The sequence below is a fragment of the Embleya sp. NPDC020630 genome, assembly GCF_044334985.1.
In the GTDB taxonomy this organism is placed as follows: Bacteria; Actinomycetota; Actinomycetes; order Streptomycetales; family Streptomycetaceae; genus Embleya.
This window is the reverse complement of sequence record NZ_JBIRUB010000006.1, coordinates 25109-41986: the sequence shown is the minus strand read 5'-3', so window position 1 is coordinate 41986 and position 16878 is coordinate 25109. Positions and strand designations below refer to the sequence as shown.

The 16878-nt window shown below is 72.9% G+C and carries 16 protein-coding genes and 1 pseudogene; 11 read left to right on the top strand and 6 right to left on the bottom strand.

The features are described 5' to 3' along the window. Nucleotides 1-227: 227 nt before the first annotated feature. From ACH4XV_RS21490 to ACH4XV_RS21470, 5 genes are all read left to right on the top strand, one after another. A complete protein-coding gene (locus ACH4XV_RS21490) occupies nt 228-1286 on the top strand; it encodes an acyl-CoA dehydrogenase (protein WP_395792920.1) in 1059 nt (352 codons plus the stop codon). Then, nucleotides 1283-2098: a PIG-L deacetylase family protein gene (locus ACH4XV_RS21485; protein WP_395792085.1), complete on the top strand. Its 816-nt coding sequence runs from the start codon at nt 1283-1285 to the stop codon at nt 2096-2098. The genes ACH4XV_RS21490 and ACH4XV_RS21485 overlap by 4 nt, the downstream gene beginning before the upstream one ends. Next, nucleotides 2095-2739 (top strand): SAM-dependent methyltransferase, encoded by a 645-nt coding sequence (locus ACH4XV_RS21480; RefSeq protein ID WP_395792083.1) that lies wholly within the window; start codon nt 2095-2097, stop codon nt 2737-2739. The genes ACH4XV_RS21485 and ACH4XV_RS21480 overlap by 4 nt, the downstream gene beginning before the upstream one ends. Then, nucleotides 2736-3500: a glycosyltransferase gene (locus tag ACH4XV_RS21475; protein WP_395792081.1), complete on the top strand. Its 765-nt coding sequence runs from the start codon at nt 2736-2738 to the stop codon at nt 3498-3500. Before ACH4XV_RS21480 ends, ACH4XV_RS21475 begins: the two co-directional genes overlap by 4 nt. 104 nt (nt 3501-3604) lie before the next feature. Beyond that, nucleotides 3605-5020 carry an amidase gene (locus tag ACH4XV_RS21470; RefSeq protein ID WP_395792079.1) on the top strand — a complete coding sequence of 472 codons (1416 nt, stop codon included), beginning with the start codon at nt 3605-3607 and terminating at the stop codon, nt 5018-5020. Nucleotides 5021-5062: 42 nt separating this feature from the next. Here the strand turns inward: ACH4XV_RS21470 and ACH4XV_RS21465 are convergent, their stop codons facing one another. The 4 genes from ACH4XV_RS21465 to ACH4XV_RS21450 all read right to left on the bottom strand — a co-directional run bounded on the left by ACH4XV_RS21465 (nt 5063) and on the right by ACH4XV_RS21450 (nt 9383). Continuing rightward, nucleotides 5063-6739: an alpha/beta fold hydrolase gene (locus tag ACH4XV_RS21465; protein ID WP_395792077.1), complete on the bottom strand. Its 1677-nt coding sequence runs from the start codon at nt 6737-6739 to the stop codon at nt 5063-5065. An 85-nt stretch (nt 6740-6824) separates the two neighbouring features. Then, complete coding sequence (locus tag ACH4XV_RS21460) at nt 6825-7382, bottom strand: TetR/AcrR family transcriptional regulator (RefSeq protein ID WP_395792075.1); 558 nt, start codon at nt 7380-7382, stop codon at nt 6825-6827. Nucleotides 7383-7445: 63 nt separating this feature from the next. Beyond that, nucleotides 7446-8843 carry an NAD(P)/FAD-dependent oxidoreductase gene (locus ACH4XV_RS21455; protein ID WP_395792073.1) on the bottom strand — a complete coding sequence of 466 codons (1398 nt, stop codon included), beginning with the start codon at nt 8841-8843 and terminating at the stop codon, nt 7446-7448. A gap of 96 nt (nt 8844-8939) precedes the next feature. Next, a complete protein-coding gene (locus ACH4XV_RS21450; RefSeq protein WP_395792071.1) occupies nt 8940-9383 on the bottom strand; it encodes an NUDIX domain-containing protein in 444 nt (147 codons plus the stop codon). 337 nt (nt 9384-9720) lie between these two features. On the opposite strand from ACH4XV_RS21450, the gene ACH4XV_RS21445 reads away from it, so the two are divergent. The 3 genes and pseudogenes from ACH4XV_RS21445 to ACH4XV_RS21435 form a co-directional block, all read left to right on the top strand. Then, nucleotides 9721-10896 (top strand): alpha/beta hydrolase, encoded by a 1176-nt coding sequence (locus tag ACH4XV_RS21445; RefSeq protein ID WP_395792069.1) that lies wholly within the window; start codon nt 9721-9723, stop codon nt 10894-10896. A gap of 136 nt (nt 10897-11032) precedes the next feature. Then, nucleotides 11033-11530 carry an Asp23/Gls24 family envelope stress response protein gene (locus ACH4XV_RS21440; protein ID WP_395792067.1) on the top strand — a complete coding sequence of 166 codons (498 nt, stop codon included), beginning with the start codon at nt 11033-11035 and terminating at the stop codon, nt 11528-11530. A gap of 344 nt (nt 11531-11874) precedes the next feature. Then, nucleotides 11875-11958: pseudogene (locus ACH4XV_RS21435) on the top strand (DUF4242 domain-containing protein); the annotation flags it as partial. Between the two features lie 72 nt (nt 11959-12030). Here ACH4XV_RS21435 and ACH4XV_RS21430 read toward each other — a convergent pair. Together ACH4XV_RS21430 and ACH4XV_RS21425 are read right to left on the bottom strand one after the other, a co-directional pair. Next, nucleotides 12031-12657, bottom strand: coding sequence for a DUF1707 domain-containing protein (locus ACH4XV_RS21430; protein ID WP_395792065.1), 627 nt, complete (start codon nt 12655-12657; stop codon nt 12031-12033). Nucleotides 12658-12661: 4 nt separating this feature from the next. Continuing rightward, nucleotides 12662-13270 carry a TetR/AcrR family transcriptional regulator gene (locus tag ACH4XV_RS21425; RefSeq protein WP_395792063.1) on the bottom strand — a complete coding sequence of 203 codons (609 nt, stop codon included), beginning with the start codon at nt 13268-13270 and terminating at the stop codon, nt 12662-12664. A gap of 312 nt (nt 13271-13582) precedes the next feature. Between ACH4XV_RS21425 and ACH4XV_RS21420 the strand changes: the two genes are divergently transcribed. The 3 genes from ACH4XV_RS21420 to blsF all read left to right on the top strand — a co-directional run bounded on the left by ACH4XV_RS21420 (nt 13583) and on the right by blsF (nt 16829). After that, nucleotides 13583-14797: a hydroxymethylcytosylglucuronate/cytosylglucuronate synthase gene (locus ACH4XV_RS21420; RefSeq protein WP_395792061.1), complete on the top strand. Its 1215-nt coding sequence runs from the start codon at nt 13583-13585 to the stop codon at nt 14795-14797. An 80-nt stretch (nt 14798-14877) separates the two neighbouring features. Then, nucleotides 14878-15867 (top strand): cytosylglucuronate decarboxylase, encoded by a 990-nt coding sequence (gene blsE / locus ACH4XV_RS21415; protein ID WP_395792059.1) that lies wholly within the window; start codon nt 14878-14880, stop codon nt 15865-15867. Continuing rightward, nucleotides 15855-16829 carry a CGA synthase-related protein gene (blsF, locus tag ACH4XV_RS21410; protein WP_395792057.1) on the top strand — a complete coding sequence of 325 codons (975 nt, stop codon included), beginning with the start codon at nt 15855-15857 and terminating at the stop codon, nt 16827-16829. The genes blsE and blsF overlap by 13 nt, the downstream gene beginning before the upstream one ends. Nucleotides 16830-16878 lie beyond the last annotated feature (49 nt).

The following is a 16878-nucleotide window of genomic DNA, read 5'->3' as shown; positions in this document are numbered from 1 at the left end:
CCACCCCGACCGCACACCCGGCATCGCGCACCTCACGAGCCACACCTCGCACTCCACCCAACGGGTGGGCCGCGTCGACGAGTTGGTAACCGCGCGGTATCCCGGCCGGGGTGGGGCGGGCTCGCCGTGTCGATGGGACCGGGGACCGGTGGCATGAGGGGTCCACCCCGGGGGTAGCCGGGGTGAATGCGAATCCAAGGGACGTGCGAGGCGCGCGGGGCGGCGGCATGGGCGTGAGCGACGGGTCGCCGGGCGGGCACACGGATCGGGTGGGCCGATGGTTCGCCGAGTTCGCGGCAGGTCCGGGAGCGAACCTCGCCCTGCCCGGGGCCGGCGCGACCGACGCGCGGTGGCGGGTGTTGGTCGCGACGGCCGAGCGGGACCTGGCGCTGGGGCGGCTGGCGGAGGGGCATACGGACGCTCTCGCGATCATCGCCGAGGTGGCACCGGACGCCGAACCCGTGCCGGAGGGGTCACGCTGGGGCGTGTGGGCCGCGGAGCCGCCGGGGAGCAGGCTGGTCGCGACGGCTCGGGACGGGGGGTGGGTGCTGGACGGGGTCCGGCGCTACTGCTCGGGCGCGCTGATGTGTACACACGCTCTGGTCACCGCGGACACGGGGGAGGGGTCGAGGCTGTTCCGGATCGACCTCGACCATGTCGGCTACCGGCCCAGGCCGGACTCGTGGCCAGCGGTGGGCATGGCGGCCAGCCAGACGCTGGACGTCGAATTGGCGGCGGTGCCGGCCCGGCCGCTCGGCGCGGTGGGCGCCTACCTGGATCGGCCCGGGTTCCACCACGGCGGCGCCGGCGTCGCGGCCTGCTGGTTCGGTGGCGCCCGTGCGGTGGCCCGCCCGTTGACGGCCGCCGCGCGGGCCGGGCGGTTGGACGCACACGGCCTGGCGCAGCTGGGTGCGGTCGATCTTGCCCTGCATACGGCGGAGCGGGCGCTGTACGCCGCCGCGGCGGAGATCGACGCGGATCCGGCGGACCGGGCCGGCACCGCCGAGGTGCGTGCGTTGCGGCTGCGCGCCCTGGTCGAACGCACCTGTACGGAGGTGTTGGAGCGGGTGGGGCGAGCGCTGGGCGCCGGCCCGCTGTGCCACGACGGTGAGCACGCCCGGGCGGTCGCCGATCTCACCGTCTACATCCGCCAACACCACGCCGAACGGGACCTGGCGCGGCTCGGCACGCTCGTGGCGCAGGCGTCGGCGGCGTCGGCGCCGCTTGGGCGGGCCGAGCGGACCGGGCGCACCGGTGGCGAGCGAGCGAAGGCGACCGTCCGATGAGTTCGGAGCCGACGGTCGGCCGCGATCTCGGTGCGCGGCCCGGACGCCTCGTCGACGCGACGTGTGAACCCGTGAACGCGATCCAGGCGCCGGGCACGCCCGAGCGGGATTGGATCCGGTGGCGCGGGCTGGACGGGTTGCCCCGGATCGCGCCGGCCACGGCCGGCGGACTCGTGGTGGTCGCGGCACATCCCGACGACGAGGTCCTGGGCGTGGGCGGCCTGGTGGCGAGCACATCGGCGGCCGGCGAGCGGGTTCGGGTGGTCGTGCTCACCGATGGCGAGGCCTCGCACCCGGACGGCCCGATTCCCCCGGCCGAGTTGGCGGCGCGTCGGGTCGGGGAGAGTACGCGCGCGCTCGCGGTGCTCTCGGCGGGTGGGCCGGCCGTCGAGATCGTGCGGCTGGGTCTGCCCGACACCGGGGTCGCCGCACACGAGGCCGCGGCCCGGGCGGCGCTGGTCGAGCTGCTGGCCGGGTACGCGCTGTGCGCCGCGCCGTGGTCCGGTGATCTGCACGCCGACCACGAGGCGGCCGGCCGGATCGCCGCGGCGGCGTGTGCGGCGGCCGGGACACCGCTGGTCGAGTATCCGGTCTGGATGTGGCACTGGGCCGGTCCCGAGGATCCGCGTGTGCCGTGGGCGCGGGCCGTGCGGATCGACCTCACCGACGACGGTGCGCGGCGCAAGCGGCGGGCGATCGCCTGCTTCGTGAGCCAGATCGCGCCGCCGGCGCCGGGCACGGATGACCGGGTGATTTTGCCTCCGGAGGAACTCGCGCATTTCGAAAGGGACTTCGAGGTGCTGTTCCGGTGAGCCGGATTCCTCCCACGTCGCGCCGGTTCGAGGAGATGTACGCGGACTCCGCGGACCCCTGGCAGTTGGGCGAACGCGCCTACGACCGGCGCAAGTACGCACTCACCCTGGCCGCGCTGCCCCGGGAGCGCTACCGCAGCGCGTTCGAACCGGCGTGCTCGGTCGGGGTGTTGACGGCCGAGCTGGCCCGGCGCTGTGATCGGCTGCTGGCCTGCGACCTGGCGTCGGTCGCGGTGCGCGAGGCGCGCGCGCGTACCCGCGAACTGCCCGGCGTCACCGTCGAGTGTCGGCGTCTGCCCGAGCAGTGGCCGACGCGGGCCGACGCTCCGGGCGCGGTCCCCTTCGATCTCGTGGTGCTCTCCGAGTTCCTCTACTACTTCGAACCGGCGCGCCTGGCCGATGTGTTGGCCCGGGTCCGCGCCGATCTGGCCCCCGGCGGCACGCTCGTCGCGGTGCACTGGCGGCCTGCGGCCGAGGAGCACGTGCTCTCCGCCGAGCGGGTACATGCCGCCGTGCGTGCGTTGCCCGGCCTGGTCCGGGTGGTGGAGCACCGTGAGCCCGACTTCCTGTTGGATGTGCTGATCCGTGCCGACGCCCCCGCCGACACGCTGTCCCCGGCGGCCCGCGAGGGGCTGCGGTGAGCGCCGGGGGTACGGGCCGGCGGATGCGTGGCGTGATCGTGGTGGTGCCGGCCCGGGACGAGGAGGGCGAACTCCCCGGCTGCCTGGCCGCGTTGCACGCCGCCCGCAGTCGCCTGGCGATGCGCGGGGTGGCGACGAACATCGTGGTGACCGCCGACCGATGCCTGGACCGCACCGCCGCGATCGCCCGGACGCTGGGGGCCGACGTGGTCGAGTGCGATGCGGGTGCTGCGGGCGCGGCCCGCGCGGCCGGCTTCGCCGAGGCACTGGGCCGGAGCCGACTCGACCCGGCGGACGTGTGGTTGGTGACCACCGACGCGGACAGCCGGGTGCCCACGAACTGGCTCACCCGGCAGTTGTCCTGGGCCGCCCGGGGCTGGGACGCGGTGGCCGGGACCGTGCGGGTGGCCGATTGGAGCGCACACCCGCCGGGCAGCGCGGCGGCGTTCACCGCCCGGTACGACTCCTGGGCCGGCCGTTCGCCGCATGTGCACGGCGCCAACCTCGGCTGCTCCGCCGACGCGTACCTGGAGGTCGGCGGATTCCCGCCGCTGGTGGTCGGCGAGGATCGCGCCCTGGTCGACGCGTTGGAGGCGGCCGGTCGCCGAGTGCTGCGCACGTCCGCCCTTCGCGTGCTCACCTCGGCCCGCCTGGACTGCCGAGCACCGGGCGGCTTCGGCCACGACCTGCGCGAACAGGTACTCACCCTCGAAGCGGGCCCGGCAACCCGCCCCCGCTCGCTGCCGGGCCCGGGCCGGTGAGCGCCGCGTCGCAGGCCGGGTCGGCCGCATCGTGGTGCTCCCGGCCGGTTCGCGGATACCGTCCTCGTTGCCCGCCGTCGCCGCACGCCCGCGTGAGGACACCCATGACCGACGACATCCCCGACCTCGACGCGACCGACCTCGCCGGCCGCATCCGGCGGCGCGAGGTGTCCAGCCGCGAGGTCGTGCAGGCGCACCTGGACCGCATCGCGGCGGTCGATCCCGCGATCAACGCCATCGTCACCCTCGACCCGGAAGGCGCCCTCGCCGCCGCGGGCGCGGCCGACGCGGCGCTCGCGCGGGGCGAGGCCGTCGGCCCGCTGCACGGACTGCCGATCGCGTTCAAGGACACCCACCACACCAGGGGCATGCGCACCACGTACGGCTCCCCGTTGCACGCCGACTACGTCCCGGACTTCGACGACCCCCTGGTGGCCCGCATCCTGGCGGCCGGCGCGATCCGGATCGGGAAGACCAACGTGCCCGAATTCGCCGCCGGCTCGCACACGTTCAACCCCGTCTTCGGCACCACCCACAACCCCTGGGCGCACACCCGCTCGGCGGGCGGCAGCAGCGGTGGCGCGGCGGCGGCCCTGGCGGCGGGCATGCAGCCGATCGCCGACGGCAGCGACATGGGCGGCTCGTTGCGCAACCCCGCGTCGTTTTGCAACGTCGTCGGGCTGCGCCCCACGCCGGGCCGGGTGCCGAAGGCGCCCTCGGGCAACAGTTGGGAGCGGCTGTCCGTGGCCGGTCCGATGGGTCGCACCGTCGCCGACACCGCGCTGTTGCTCTCGGCGATGGCCGGGCCCGATCGGCACGACCCGATCGCATTGGAGACGCCCGGCTCGGCGTTCGCGGCGCCCCTCGACCTCGACCCGCGCGGCCTGCGGGTGGCCTGGGCGCCCGACCTCGGCGGCAGCGTACCGGTGGATCCGGAGGTGCTCGCCGTTTTGGAGCCCGCCGTCGCGGTGTTCGCCGACCTCGGCTGTCGGGTCGAGCGGGACAGTCCCGACTTCCGCGACGCCGACGAGATCTTCCGCACGCTGCGCGCCCACGAGTTCAACGTGGGGCTGGGCGAGGTGCTCGAATCCTCGCGCGCCGCGCTCAAGCCGAGCCTGGTGTGGAACATCGAGGAGGGCCGCCGACTCGGCGTGGCCGACCTCGCGCGCGCGACGATCGCGCACAGCCGGCTGTACGCGGACGGCATCGACTTCTTCGAACGCTACGACGTCCTGCTGGCCCCGGTCAGCCAGGTCGTGCCGTTCGACGCCGAGCTGGAATACCCGCGCTCGGTCGCGGGCGTCGCCCAGCACACCTACCTCGACTGGATGCGCTCGGCGTACTTCGTCACCCTGCTGGGCGCGCCGGCCCTGTCCGTGCCGGCCGGGTTCACGCCCGACGGCCTGCCCGTGGGCCTCCAGATCGTCACCGTGCCGCGCTCGGACCTGGCGGCCCTGCGGATCGGCGCCGCCTTCGAGGCCGCGACCCGCTACGGGCGTCGGCGTCCGGCTCTGGGCTGAACCCGCCCGCGGCGTCTGCGAGCGGGTGGGGCGGGCACCGCTTCACGCTTCCACGGCCGTGCCGGCGAGGTGGCGGGCGACCTCGGCCGGGGCGACGAGTTGCGGATAGTGGCCGGCGCCGGCGATCTCGGTCACGGGGTGGTCGACCGGGACGACGAGTGGATCCGTCGAGCCGACGAGGATACGGACCGGGACGCGGACGCGGGTCAACAGGGCCCGGGAGTGCTCGCGCTCGGCGACGGTGGTGCGCAGGGCGCGGACCACGCGCCCCGCCGCGCCGGGGCGGCGCAGGTCGGCCGCCGCACCGGTCACCGCCGGGCCCTCCGGGACGCCGAGTGCCTCGGCCAGGCGGGCGGGAGACATCCGGCGCAACCTCGGGACGGCCGCGCCGGAGCGGGTGATGCGGGCGGCGGGAGGTTGCAGGAACGCCGGGGAGACGAGAACGAGTGCGCCGACGCGCTCCGGGTGCGCGGCGGCGAAGCGCAGCGCCGGGTCGCAGGCCGACGAGTGCGCGACCAGGACGGGGCGGGTGCGGACCGGGCGCAGCAGGTCGGCGAGCCAGGCGTCCACGCAGTGTGCGGCGGCCGAGCGGCCCAGGCCGGGGAGGTCGGCTGCCAGGAACGGTTCGGTGAGGTGGGCGGCGACGGGTGCCCACAGGTCGGCGTTCAGCGGCAGGCCGTGCAGGAGGACGTGGGCGGGGTGGTGTCGTTCGCCGATCACCCACGTGGGGCTGCCGGCGACGGTGTGGAAGCCGTACGGGCTCGCCCAGGGCGTCGCGGTGCCGAAGCGGGCGGCCACCAGGTCGTCGGTCCAGGTGCGCAGGGCATCGTCGACCGGGGGCATCGCCAGGCCGACGCGGGCGGCGAACGTGTGGGCGGAGGTGGTGGGGTAGCGGTCGGTGGACAGGAAGGACAACGTCTCGGGGTCGGCGTTGGTGAGCCGGCGCGGCAGTCGGCGCAGGAGGGCGACGGGGATGTTGCGCCGAGGGGCCGGTACGCCCGCGTGGTCGGCGATGGTGCGGACGAGTTCGGGTAGCGGGGGCGTGGTGTCGTCGAGGATCCAGTGGTGTTCGCCTGCCGGCGCTGCCGGGATCTCGGCCAGGAAACGGACGAGGTGGTCGAGGGCGACGATCGGCACGAAGGTGTCGGGGCCGCCGGGCAGCGCGGGCAGTCGGCCGTGCCACAGGTCGCGGACCAGGGTCGCGAGGCCGATGTACTGGCCCGGTCCGATGACGACGCCGGGATTGGCGATGCTCAGCGGGATGCCGGACTCGCGGGCGCGGGCGCGTATCGCGAGATCGGCCTCCAGCTTCGACGCCTCGTACGCGCCGGATCCGGTGTAGTCGGGTGTGCCGTCGGGGGCGCTGACCCGGTATCCGCTGACGTGGACCAGGCGGCGCAGCCCGGGTAGGGAGGCGGCCCATTCGAGCACGTTGAGCGCACCGGTGACGTTGACGGCGCGCGCCTCGGCCTCGTCCAGGCCGAAGGCGTAGCGCCCGGCGGTGTTGTAGACGTCGGACACCTCGGGCAGCGCGGTGAGCGGACGGGTGATGTCGGCCCGGACGACGCCGAGGCCGCCGGTGTCGACGCCTCGGGAGGCGAGCCAGGGGGTGAGGGTGTCGCTGCGCACGGCGGCGGCCACGTGTTGGCCTCGGCCCAACAACTCGGCGACGAGGGCACGGCCGATGAAGCCGGTCGCACCGAAGACGATGGCGTCCATGGGGCTCCTTGGGTGACATGGAGATCGGTAGACCGATCTACATATTTTGCGGACAGGCGTGGGCCGGAGTGGATCCGGCCCGCGTTCAGCTCAGGAGGGTCGTGATGCGGCGGGCGACCCGGTCGAGCGGGTCTCGGCTGCGGTGCGCCCTCGCCAGGAGGAGGGCGCCCTCGATGAGCGCCAGGATCGTGACGGCGAGGTCGTCGGCGTCCGGATGGTCGGCCAATCGGGCGCGCAGGATCGCCTCCCAGGAGGTGTAGACCTGCGAACAGGCTTGCTGGAGCGTGTCGTTGGTGGCGGCCGTCTCCAGTGCGACGGTGGCCACGGGGCATCCCTTGAGCCAGTCCGACGCCTCCAGGCGGTCGCCCAGCAGGCGCAGCACGGTCTCGACGACCTCGGCGGCGGACGCGCCGGATTCGGCCAACCCTCCCATCGCGTCGCCGATCGACCGACCGGCTCGGCGGACGGACTCGCCGACCATCTGGTCCTTGCCGCCGGGGAAGTGGAAGTAGAGCGACCCGCGCGGCGCGCCACTGGCCGCGATCACCTGATTGAGGCCCGCGCCGAAATAGCCGCCGGCCTCGACCAGATCGCGGGTCGCGTCCAGCAGTCGGTCACGCGTGTCGGCACCCTTCTGTCCCATGGGTGTGAGACTAGACCGGTCTACATATTTCTTCAACCGGTGTGCTGCCCGGGCCGGTCGGCGTCAGTCGGCGAGTAGTCGGAGCAGGTGGGCACGGGTGAGGGGCTGGGGGGTGGGATTGGGTGGGGTGGGGGTGGAGGTGGGGCGAGGGGTTCGGAGTTTGGCTTGGATGGTCGGGCGGGTGAGGATGTCCTGGGGAAGAGCCAGGCACGTGGCGGTTTCCAGGAGGGCGCGGAAGAGGTCGGCGTCGTGGAACGCGGCTGCGCCGAACGGGCTTGGTGCGTCGGGTGGTTCGGTGGTGCGGTCCGGGTTCATCGCGGCGGCGCGGGCGCGGTCGGCGACGAGTTGGTCCTGGTGGTACGGGCTGACGACGCGTTCGGTGGCCTCGTCCCATGCCAGGGGGAACTCGGCCGGGGAGTCGCCGTGTTCGCGGAATACGTCGCGCAGCAGTTGGGCCTGGACCAGGCCGACGCTGAGGCCGCGGGCGGCGGTGGGGTTGGTGCACGCCCACGCGTCGCCGACGGCCGCGAAGCCGGTGACGACCGGGCGCCCGTCCACCACGAACCGGCGGCGGCAGTCGAGGATTCCGGCCATCACCACGATGTCCGTGACGGGCGTACCGGCCAGCCAGTGGGCCTGGGCCGGGCAGGCCGCGACCACCCGGGTGAAGATCTCGGGATCGCGGAGCGCCTTGAGCGGCGCGTCGCCCGACGTGGTGACGACGGTGACGGACCAGGTGTCGTTGTCGCCCGGAATGGTCAGCAGGGCGAACGTGTCGTACTCGGTGTAGGGCGCGCCGCGTCGCACCGGCTGCCGCGGGCCGGTGAAGTAGCGGGTGTAGTAGGCGAATCCGCCGTCCTCGGCGTCGACGGCCGGCTCCGGTGCGCCGACGTCGGCGAGCCAACGCGCCGAGCGGGTGCGGCGGCCCGTGGCGTCGATCACCAGGTCGGCGTGGGCCTCGGCACCGTCGGCGGTGCGGACGCCGGTCACGTGGGTGGTGTCCGCGAGCACCGGTGCGCCGATGAGCAGGCCGGCGATCCTGATGCCGCGATGCACGCGGATGCCGGCGGCGACCGCGGCCGCCGCGAACACCGCCTCGACCACCGGGCGTCGGCCGGTGAGGAAGCGGAAACGGTCGTCCTCGGGCCGGGGGACGTAATCGGTGATGCTCGGCGGCAGCGGATGCAGTGCGCTGCCCTCGAAGCAGCCGGCCGCCACGAGCCGCTCGATCACATCGGGCAGTTCCTCGGCGAGTACGCCCCGAAACCTGGGCAGCAGGTTGTGCGGCTGACGAAACTGCGCCACGCCCGGACGCTGCCACACGCTCCACGCCTGCGCGGGGTCCTCGGGCGGGAGGGATGGGTCGCCCTCGTACACGGTCACCTCGTGCCCGTCGCGGGCGAGCAACAGGGCCGTGGTCAGACCCACCACGCCGGCACCGCAGATGATGACCGATGCCATCGGACCTCCCTCGTGTCGATTCGCCACGGTGGCACGCGGTATGGGGGCGACGCGACCGAATTTGGGGACGAGTGCCGTGACGGGTGGGCGATTGCCTCAGGCCGCGAGGGCGCCGGTGCGGCGGAGCAGCGGGAGGATGTGATCGGTGACCGCGGGGGCGAGGCGCAGGTGGTCGTCCCGGCCGGACGTCCAGCGCAGGTCGGCCAGTTCGGCGGCCGGTACGGGGTCGCGGTCCAGGCGGGTCTCGAAGACGGTGAGTCGCATGGGCACCCCCTCCAGGGCGGCGACGGAGTCGAAGCCGGCGAGGAAGCGTGGTGCCACGAGTTGCGCGCCCAGTTCCTCGTCCAGTTCGCGGCGCAGCGTCTGTAGCGGGTTCTCGCCGGGGTCGGGCTTGCCGCCGGGCAGGTAGAACAGGTCCGGCGCCGCCTTCTTGCTGACCACCATGAGCCGCCGCGCGTGCACGATGGCCGCCGCGACGACGATCAGCGGACCGTTCGGGTCGAGATTGGGTATGGAATCCGTCCGATCCTGGTGCGTCATGTACCGGATTCTGTCATCCGGGTCGGGCGCCGTGGGCGGTGAGGTCATACCGCGGTCGGTGCAGGCCGGGCCGAGCGCTACCGCGCAGGTTTACCCGCGATGTCCACCGTGTGCGGGAGGACAGGCGGTCCCGGGTCGGCCAGGGTTGCGCCAGGTCGGGCCCGGGTGGGGGGCACATCGAGACGGCGAAGAGCCATCGGGGGTGTTCGTGGACGGCACAGACGGCACAGGCGGCACAAACGGTAGAGGCAGCAAAGGCGGAACGAACGGGACGCACGCACCGGGGCGGGGCGGCACCCGGGGTGCGCCCCGCGCACTGGGGCGTACCCGCCGTCGCGTGCGCCGCGCGGCGATGGTGTGCGCGGTCGCGGCGGCGTTGATCGCGGCCGTGGTGGGCGTGCCGACCCGGGCGCAGGCGTTCCCGCCGCCGCCCGCACCGCCGCTGCCGGCGGCGAACTCGCACGGCATCACGCTCACCCAGTGGACGAACTCGAACCTGCTCAGCGACCGCAGAATGTACGACGCCACGATGACCACCTCGGCGATCATGCAGGCGCGCGGCGGTACGCCGTCGATCGACCCGGTCACCGTGCCGGTCAAGGTGCGCATCTGGCTGCCGGACGACTACGCGACCGATCCCGCCAAGGCGTACCCGGTGTTGTATCTGCTGCACGGCGGGTTCGGCGACTTCGAGCAGTGGTCCGAGGCGAACGCGGGCGATGTGCTGAACACGATCGACCGGCGCACTTTCAAGGGCATCGTGGTCATGCCCGAGGGCGGCAAGGCCGGTTGGTACACCGACTGGGCCGGACACACCCAGGGCAACTTCGCGCCGATGTGGGAGACCTTCCACATGCGGCAGTTGGTGCCCTGGATCGACGCGAACTTCAACACGATCGACGACCGTTCGGGACGCGCGATCGCGGGTGTGTCGATGGGCGGACTCGGCGCGCTGCGCTACGCCGCCGATCTGCGGGACCGCTTCTCGGCGGTAGGGGCCTTCTCGGGCGGCACCACGCTCGCCGACGACCGGGCGTTGAACCGGGTGGCCGACTCGATGCTCGGCTATGGCGCGGCGACCTCCTGGAATGGGCTGATCGACCCGAACTACCGTGTGTTCGGTACCCCGTTGGAGCGAACCGAAGCCGTCTACGGGCCCCAGGCGAACTGGCCGGCGATTACTCCGGTGGGCATGGCCGCGGCGGGCAAGTACGCGGACTACGCGGGCGGTTCGGGCAAGTTCGCGATGTACTCCGGTGGCGCGAACGGTCAGGGGATGCCCAGCGGGCAGGGGGAGTCGGACATCAAGACGTGGAACGACCAACTGCGCGCGGTCATCGGTACGTCGTTCACGCCGCGCTACTGCACCGGTCCCGGTGAACACGGTTGGGATTACTGGCGCAACGACCTGCGCGACTTCATCCAGTACGTGTACGGCGCCACGCCGCCCGCGCACTGCACCGAGAACGGCCGTACGGGGAACACGGGCAGCGTTCCGTGGGTCGCCAGGTAGGTCGGGCGCGCCGGCAGGAATGAGTGTGCCCGGCGCGGGCAGACGGCCGGTCACGGAGTCTGTGGGCGGCGGGCCCGAACCGGGGCCCGGAACCACAGCCGTAGCCCTGGCCGTAGCCGAAGAAGGGTCGCGTGTGATGCCTGAGTCGAAGAACGTGACGGACATGGTGGCGGTGGCGCCGGAGGTCGCCGGCGGCGCGCGACTCGCGCCGGGCGGGCCGGACCGCTCGCCGCAAACGGTGGAGCCGACGGCCGCGGGCACGCGCGGTCGCACCGCGATCGCCGACGGCGTGATCGCGAAGATCACCGGTGTGGCCGCCCGGGAGATCGAGGGTGTGTACGCCCTGGGCGGCTCGGTGGCGCGAGCGCTGGACGCGGTGCGGCAGCGGGTACCGGGCGGTCGGCCGAACGTGGCGCACGGGGTGAGCGTGGAAGTCGGCGAACGCCAGTGCGCCCTCGACCTGAACCTGGTGGTGGAGTACGGCGTCCCGATCGCCGAACTGGGTCAGGCGGTACGCGGGAACGTCATCGCCACGGTCGAGCGCATGACCGGCCTGGAAGTGGTCGAGGTGAACGTGGCCGTCGACGACATCCACCTGCCCGACGACGACCACACATCCACCCGGGTCGCCTAGCCCTGTCCGGCGGATCTTGGCGGGGCCGCGCCGCCCGGCACCGCACCTCGCCGCACCGGAGAAGAAGCCGAATGGAACCACTATCCGGCTGCTTCTTGGGCACGCCGATGCACGGCACCGGACGACGCGGCCCGATCCACCAAGATCCGCCGGACAGGACCTGGTCATCCCCGCCATCGCCGCACGAACCCCGCACGGCACACCTGGTTCTTGCCTCTCCCCACAAGGCGCCCACCCCGTGTATCCCGCCCGCCTCACACGTCGATTCACGTGACCGAAGGTCCCTGCTGGAGGGCGGTGTTCCACGCGCGGGTGGACCATGGAGGAAGTACTTGGAGCACTCCCCCACGGCCGACGCGGTACAACGCATCCACGAACGCGCGGGCCACCCGGCGGACAAGATCCACCCGGTTCCGCTCTCGGTGTAGCCGCGGAAGCGTGAACTTCCGGGCTGGGAGCGGTGGTTGGGCCCGCGCGTGGGTGAGGACGGCTTCGCCGGTTCAGCTCTTCGGGGAGGATCCGGGGGCCTGCTTGTTCCGGGTGACGACGGCGCCGAAGAGGGCGAAACCCCTGATCACGACGCGTGGTGTGCCGGGTTTGTCGAGCTTGCGGGCGACCCGTTTGTCCACGACGCCGAATAGGCCGAACCCCCGGACCTCGACCTCGATGTCGTCCGGCACCAGGATCCGGGTGCCGCCCCAGAGCGAGACGGCCCGGATCTCGGTGTCCCGGCTGCCGAAGCGGGCCTCGGACAGGTCCAGTCGGCCGCCGCCCCACATCGACCAGACGGTCAGGCGGGATGGGACGACCCACTCGCCCTTACGTTCGAAACCGCCGAAGATCCCGGATATGAAGCGACCGGAGGTCGGTGCCCGGTCCACCACGAGTGTGTCCCGGGGGCCCGGTTCGGGGAGGCCGCGGCAGGCGGCCTCCAGTTCGGCGCGGGTGCGCGCCGCGTATACCTCGTCGAGCCGGGGCCCCAGTCGGTCCACGGCGAGCCGGCCGTTCTCGACGGCGGTGCGCAGGCGTTCCTCGGCCCGGTGTCGATCGTCGTCGTCGGCGAGGACCACCTGCTTCGGGTCGGTCACAAGGTGTTCGGGGTTGTCGTGTCCGGGGTCGGCGGTCATGACGTCATCCTTCGAGGTGGGTGGCGAGGACTGCGGACAGGGCGGTGCGGAAGGCCTCGTCGTGGCCCGGGTCGTCGGGATCGCGGCCGAGGTCGGTGAGCCAGTACCGTCGGCCCATCGCGTAGCCGTACGAGCCGGACAGGGCCAGGAGGACGACCATCTCGATCCGGGCCCGATCCGGTCCCCGGGGCGGGGGAAGCACGCTGCGCACCCCCTCCTCCACGGCGTCGACCAGGTTGGAGAGGTGCGCCCCGGGGGTCTCGACGTCCCAGTCGTGCAGTTGGGACCAGGCCCACAGCCGGACGTAGCGCTCGTCCGCGACGATGTCGAACAGGACCCGCGTCATGCCGCCCGCGAAGGGCACGCCCCCGTCGGCGCGCATCCGTTCGCGGACGAGTTCGCGTTTGCGCTCGTTCTCGCGTTGCAGGACCGCCCGGACCAGGGCCCGGTAGGTGCCGAAGTAGTGCGTCACCAGTCCGTGCGTCACGCCGACCGCCTCCGCGACCCGGCGCAACCCCACACCGTCCGGGCCGTGTTGCGCGATGAGTTCGGTGGCGGCTTCCAGGATCTCTTCCCGCGCCTGCTCGGGCGTGCGCCTGCGTCGTCCGGTCATGACCCTCCTATTGGCAAGATGGATAATAGGCTGTTGACCACCTTGCCAACAAGGCCGGGCGGCAGGCGACGGGCGGCCGAATCGCGACGGGAGGACCGGCGGGGGTCGCAGGAGTCGGCCCGTGGGCGAGCCGTGTCGCATCGAGCGATTCCGATTCTCATATAAGCGATCCGTATTCTCGGAACGTTGAATTCCCGATGGAAATATCATTCCTGCATACGGGGGAATCTCGACTAACTGGTTGCATGGCTCCGGGGTGGCGACCTAGATTGATGTCGCCAACCGCCGACCGGGAAGTCGAGACGGATTCAATTGCGCACTGATTCCAGTACACGAACCGTAATCGTTTCCGGAGCGGAATTCGGCTGGGGCAGCTCGGGGAAACTCGGTGCGATCCTCGCGGCCTTGCGCGAACGCTCGGTGGTGCCGCTGCGGTTCGTCGGCCTGGCCTCCGGGCTCGGCCGGCCCGTGTTGTCCGAACACGGCATCGAACGCTGGTACGACCTGCCGGACGACACCGAGGACGTCCGCGACGCCGTCGCCGCCGTCGCCGGCGCGGAAGCGGCGGTGGCCGCGGTCGTCGTCCTGGACGGCGCCGTCGCGAAGGCGACGGAGGCGGCCGGCGTACCGACCGTGTTCGTGGACAGCCTGCCGTTCCTGTGGGGCGAGGGGGACCGGGCGGCGCTGCCCCTGGAGGCGACGGTCTACTGCGCCCAGAGATGCGTCGAACTGCCCCCCGAATGCCGGGACGTGCTGGCATCCGTGCGAGCGCTGCGCTGGGTGGGCGCCGTCGTCGGCATCCCGCCCCGCGCCGAACGGGCGGCCTCCGCCGCCGGTCTCCACCGCACCGCCCTGGTCAGTCTCGGCGGCCTGCGCGCACCTCGGCTCGCCGACTGGACCGCCTATCCGCGCATCGTCGTTCCCGCCGTCCTGGAAGCGCTCGCCGCCCACGGGGTGCACGAGGTACACCTCGCCGGCAACCTGCCGGCCGACCTCGCCGGACGCCTCGTGGACGCGTCGATCACCCCGCCGCACGTGACCACGGGCGCGCTCGCACACGGCGAGTTCCTGGATCGGCTCGCCGGCTGCGACGTGCTGCTGACCTCCCCGGGCCTGACCACCCTCCTCGAAGCCGGCCGGCAGCGCGTCCCCACCCTGTGCCTGCCGCCGCAGAACCTCAGCCAGATCTTCAACGGGCGTTTCCACAGCCGCGCGATCGGTACGCAGACCCGAATCACCTGGCCCAAGGCGGTGTTCGCCGAAGAGGAGGCGCTGTCGCTGCGCACTCGCGGCGAGGACCACGCCCTGGAGCGCATCTACGCCGGAATCGCCGCGGCGGCTGCGGACACGGCGGGCCGCGGCACGGCCGTCGTGCTGCGCGACGCCATCCTGACCGCGCTGCGCGGCGCCGCCGCCGCCGGGGCCGGCGACTGGGGCGCGCTGACCGCGACCGTCGGTGTCGACGGCGCCGCGGACGTGGCCGACGCCCTGCTCGCGCTCCTGCCGGGCGTACCCCGCGCCGCCTGACCACCACACACCCTCATCCGTCGTCCCATCCCGCCATACCCATGCCCGCCCCGCCTCCGACCGGCCCGAAGGGGTCCCCTGTGCGTGAGCGTCATCGTTATCTGTTCGTCCGGATCCTGGAAGCCTGCAACGCCGACTGCTTCATGTGCGACTTCGCATTGTCGCGCGACACATTCCGCTTTTCGCGGGAAGACTTCGCCGATCTGCTGCCGAAAGCCCGCGCGGCCGGCGTGGCCTATGTACGTTTCACCGGCGGCGAACCCCTCATGCACCCGGATGTGGTGGACCTGGTGCGCTCCGGCGCAGCGGCCGGTATGAAGATGTCCCTGATCACCAACGGCTCGATGTTGCCCAAAATGGCCGAGCGGCTGGCCGAGGCGGGCCTGGCCCAGGTGATCGTCAGCCTCGACGGGGCGTCCGCCGCGACCCACGACGTCTACCGCCGCTCGCCCGGCATGTTCGACAACGGCCTGGCCGGACTGCGCGCCGCCGCCGACCTCGGCGTCCTGCCCCGGGTCAACACCGTGGTCGGACCGCACAACTACCACGAAATGCCGCTGCTCCAGGAGGTGTTGACGCGCGCCGGAGTGCGGCAGTGGGAGTTGTCCGCGCTGAAACTGGACCGCAGCATCACCTATCCCGACCCCGACGACGTGCGCCGCGTCTGCGACCGCGTCTACGACGCGGACCCGAACGTGCTGCTCGTACCGATGGGAAAACGCTTCTACGGTGACGAACCGGCGGAACAGGAACGCTACTTCGCCGAATCCGTCACCCCGCGTGCGTCGCTGCCGCAGTGTCACGTCGCCGACGACGTCATCTACATCGACGGCAAGTACGGGCGGATGTACGCGTGCAGCTGCATCCCGCATCGCGAAGGGGACGACGGGCCGGGCGGCGCGCCGCTGCGTGAGGCGGGTGTGATCGACCTGGACACCCCGGCCTTCCGTGCGCACGCCGACTTCTACCGCGAACGCGGGCCCCTGGTGTGCAACGGCTGCTCCACCACGGCGGCCGGCTACAGCGACGACGTCGCCCGGTTGGGGACGGTGACGGCATGGCAGTACTGACTCCCCGGGAAGAGGCCGACGCGCGACGGACGGCCGGCGCGGATCCCGGACCGGGCTCCGCGCCGGCGTCCGCCGAGTCCGCGCGGCGGATCCTCCTGGTCTCCCGCGACGAGCACCTGGACTCGCTGCTCGCCCGGCGTCGGATCGCCGCCCATCTCGGCGACCTGCGGCCGGTACGGGAGGCGCCCGACGAGCCGCCGCCGGACGTGGTGTTGGTCTGCGACGACGAGGACGCCACGGGCCGACTCCGCGCGTCGGGCGTGCCGGTCGTACACCTGACGTCGGGCCACCGGCCCCCGGGCGACCCATCCGCACGCGTCGACGGTGTGCTGCATCGGGTCCATCGGCCGGGATGGTTGCCCGCCCCCGCGCCCGGCGACGAGGCTCGACCCACCGGCCTGCTCGCGCCCGCCCGGTCGGCGCGCGGCCGGCGACGCGGCGGAACCCTGCTGCTGTTGTCGGCGTGGGGGGTGCCGGCCGCCGAGGCGGACACCCTCACCGCCGAGATGGTGCCCGCACTGGTCCGCGCGGCGCTGCGCCGGACCGGTCGATGCGACGTGGTCTGCGATACGCGGCTGAAGCCGATCCGCGCCGCGCTGGCGGGGCTCGGCCACGACCGCCGAGTACGGGTGAGCCGCGCGGTCGACGTGGACGTGGACGCGCTGCACGCCGAGGCCGAAGTCTTCCTGGCCGCACCGACGTTGGGCGCCATCAGCCTGGCCCGGGCCCGGCGGGCGCCGCTCGCGTTCCTGCCCGCCCTGGGTGAGGCCCAGCGCGATCTGAGCACGCGGGTGCGGCAGTTGGTCCCGATTCCGCTCGTCGACGATGTCGAGCACGACTCCGTATGGGAATCGTCCGACGGCACCGTGCCGTGGGACGTCCTCGACCCCGAACCGGACGATCTGCGCGGCGCGCAACGCGTCGCCCGCACACTCCGCCAACTCGCGCTCGCACCACTGTGAGCAGCCCGGCACCCGACCAGGCTTTCCGTCGGGTCTCCATCCGGCCGCA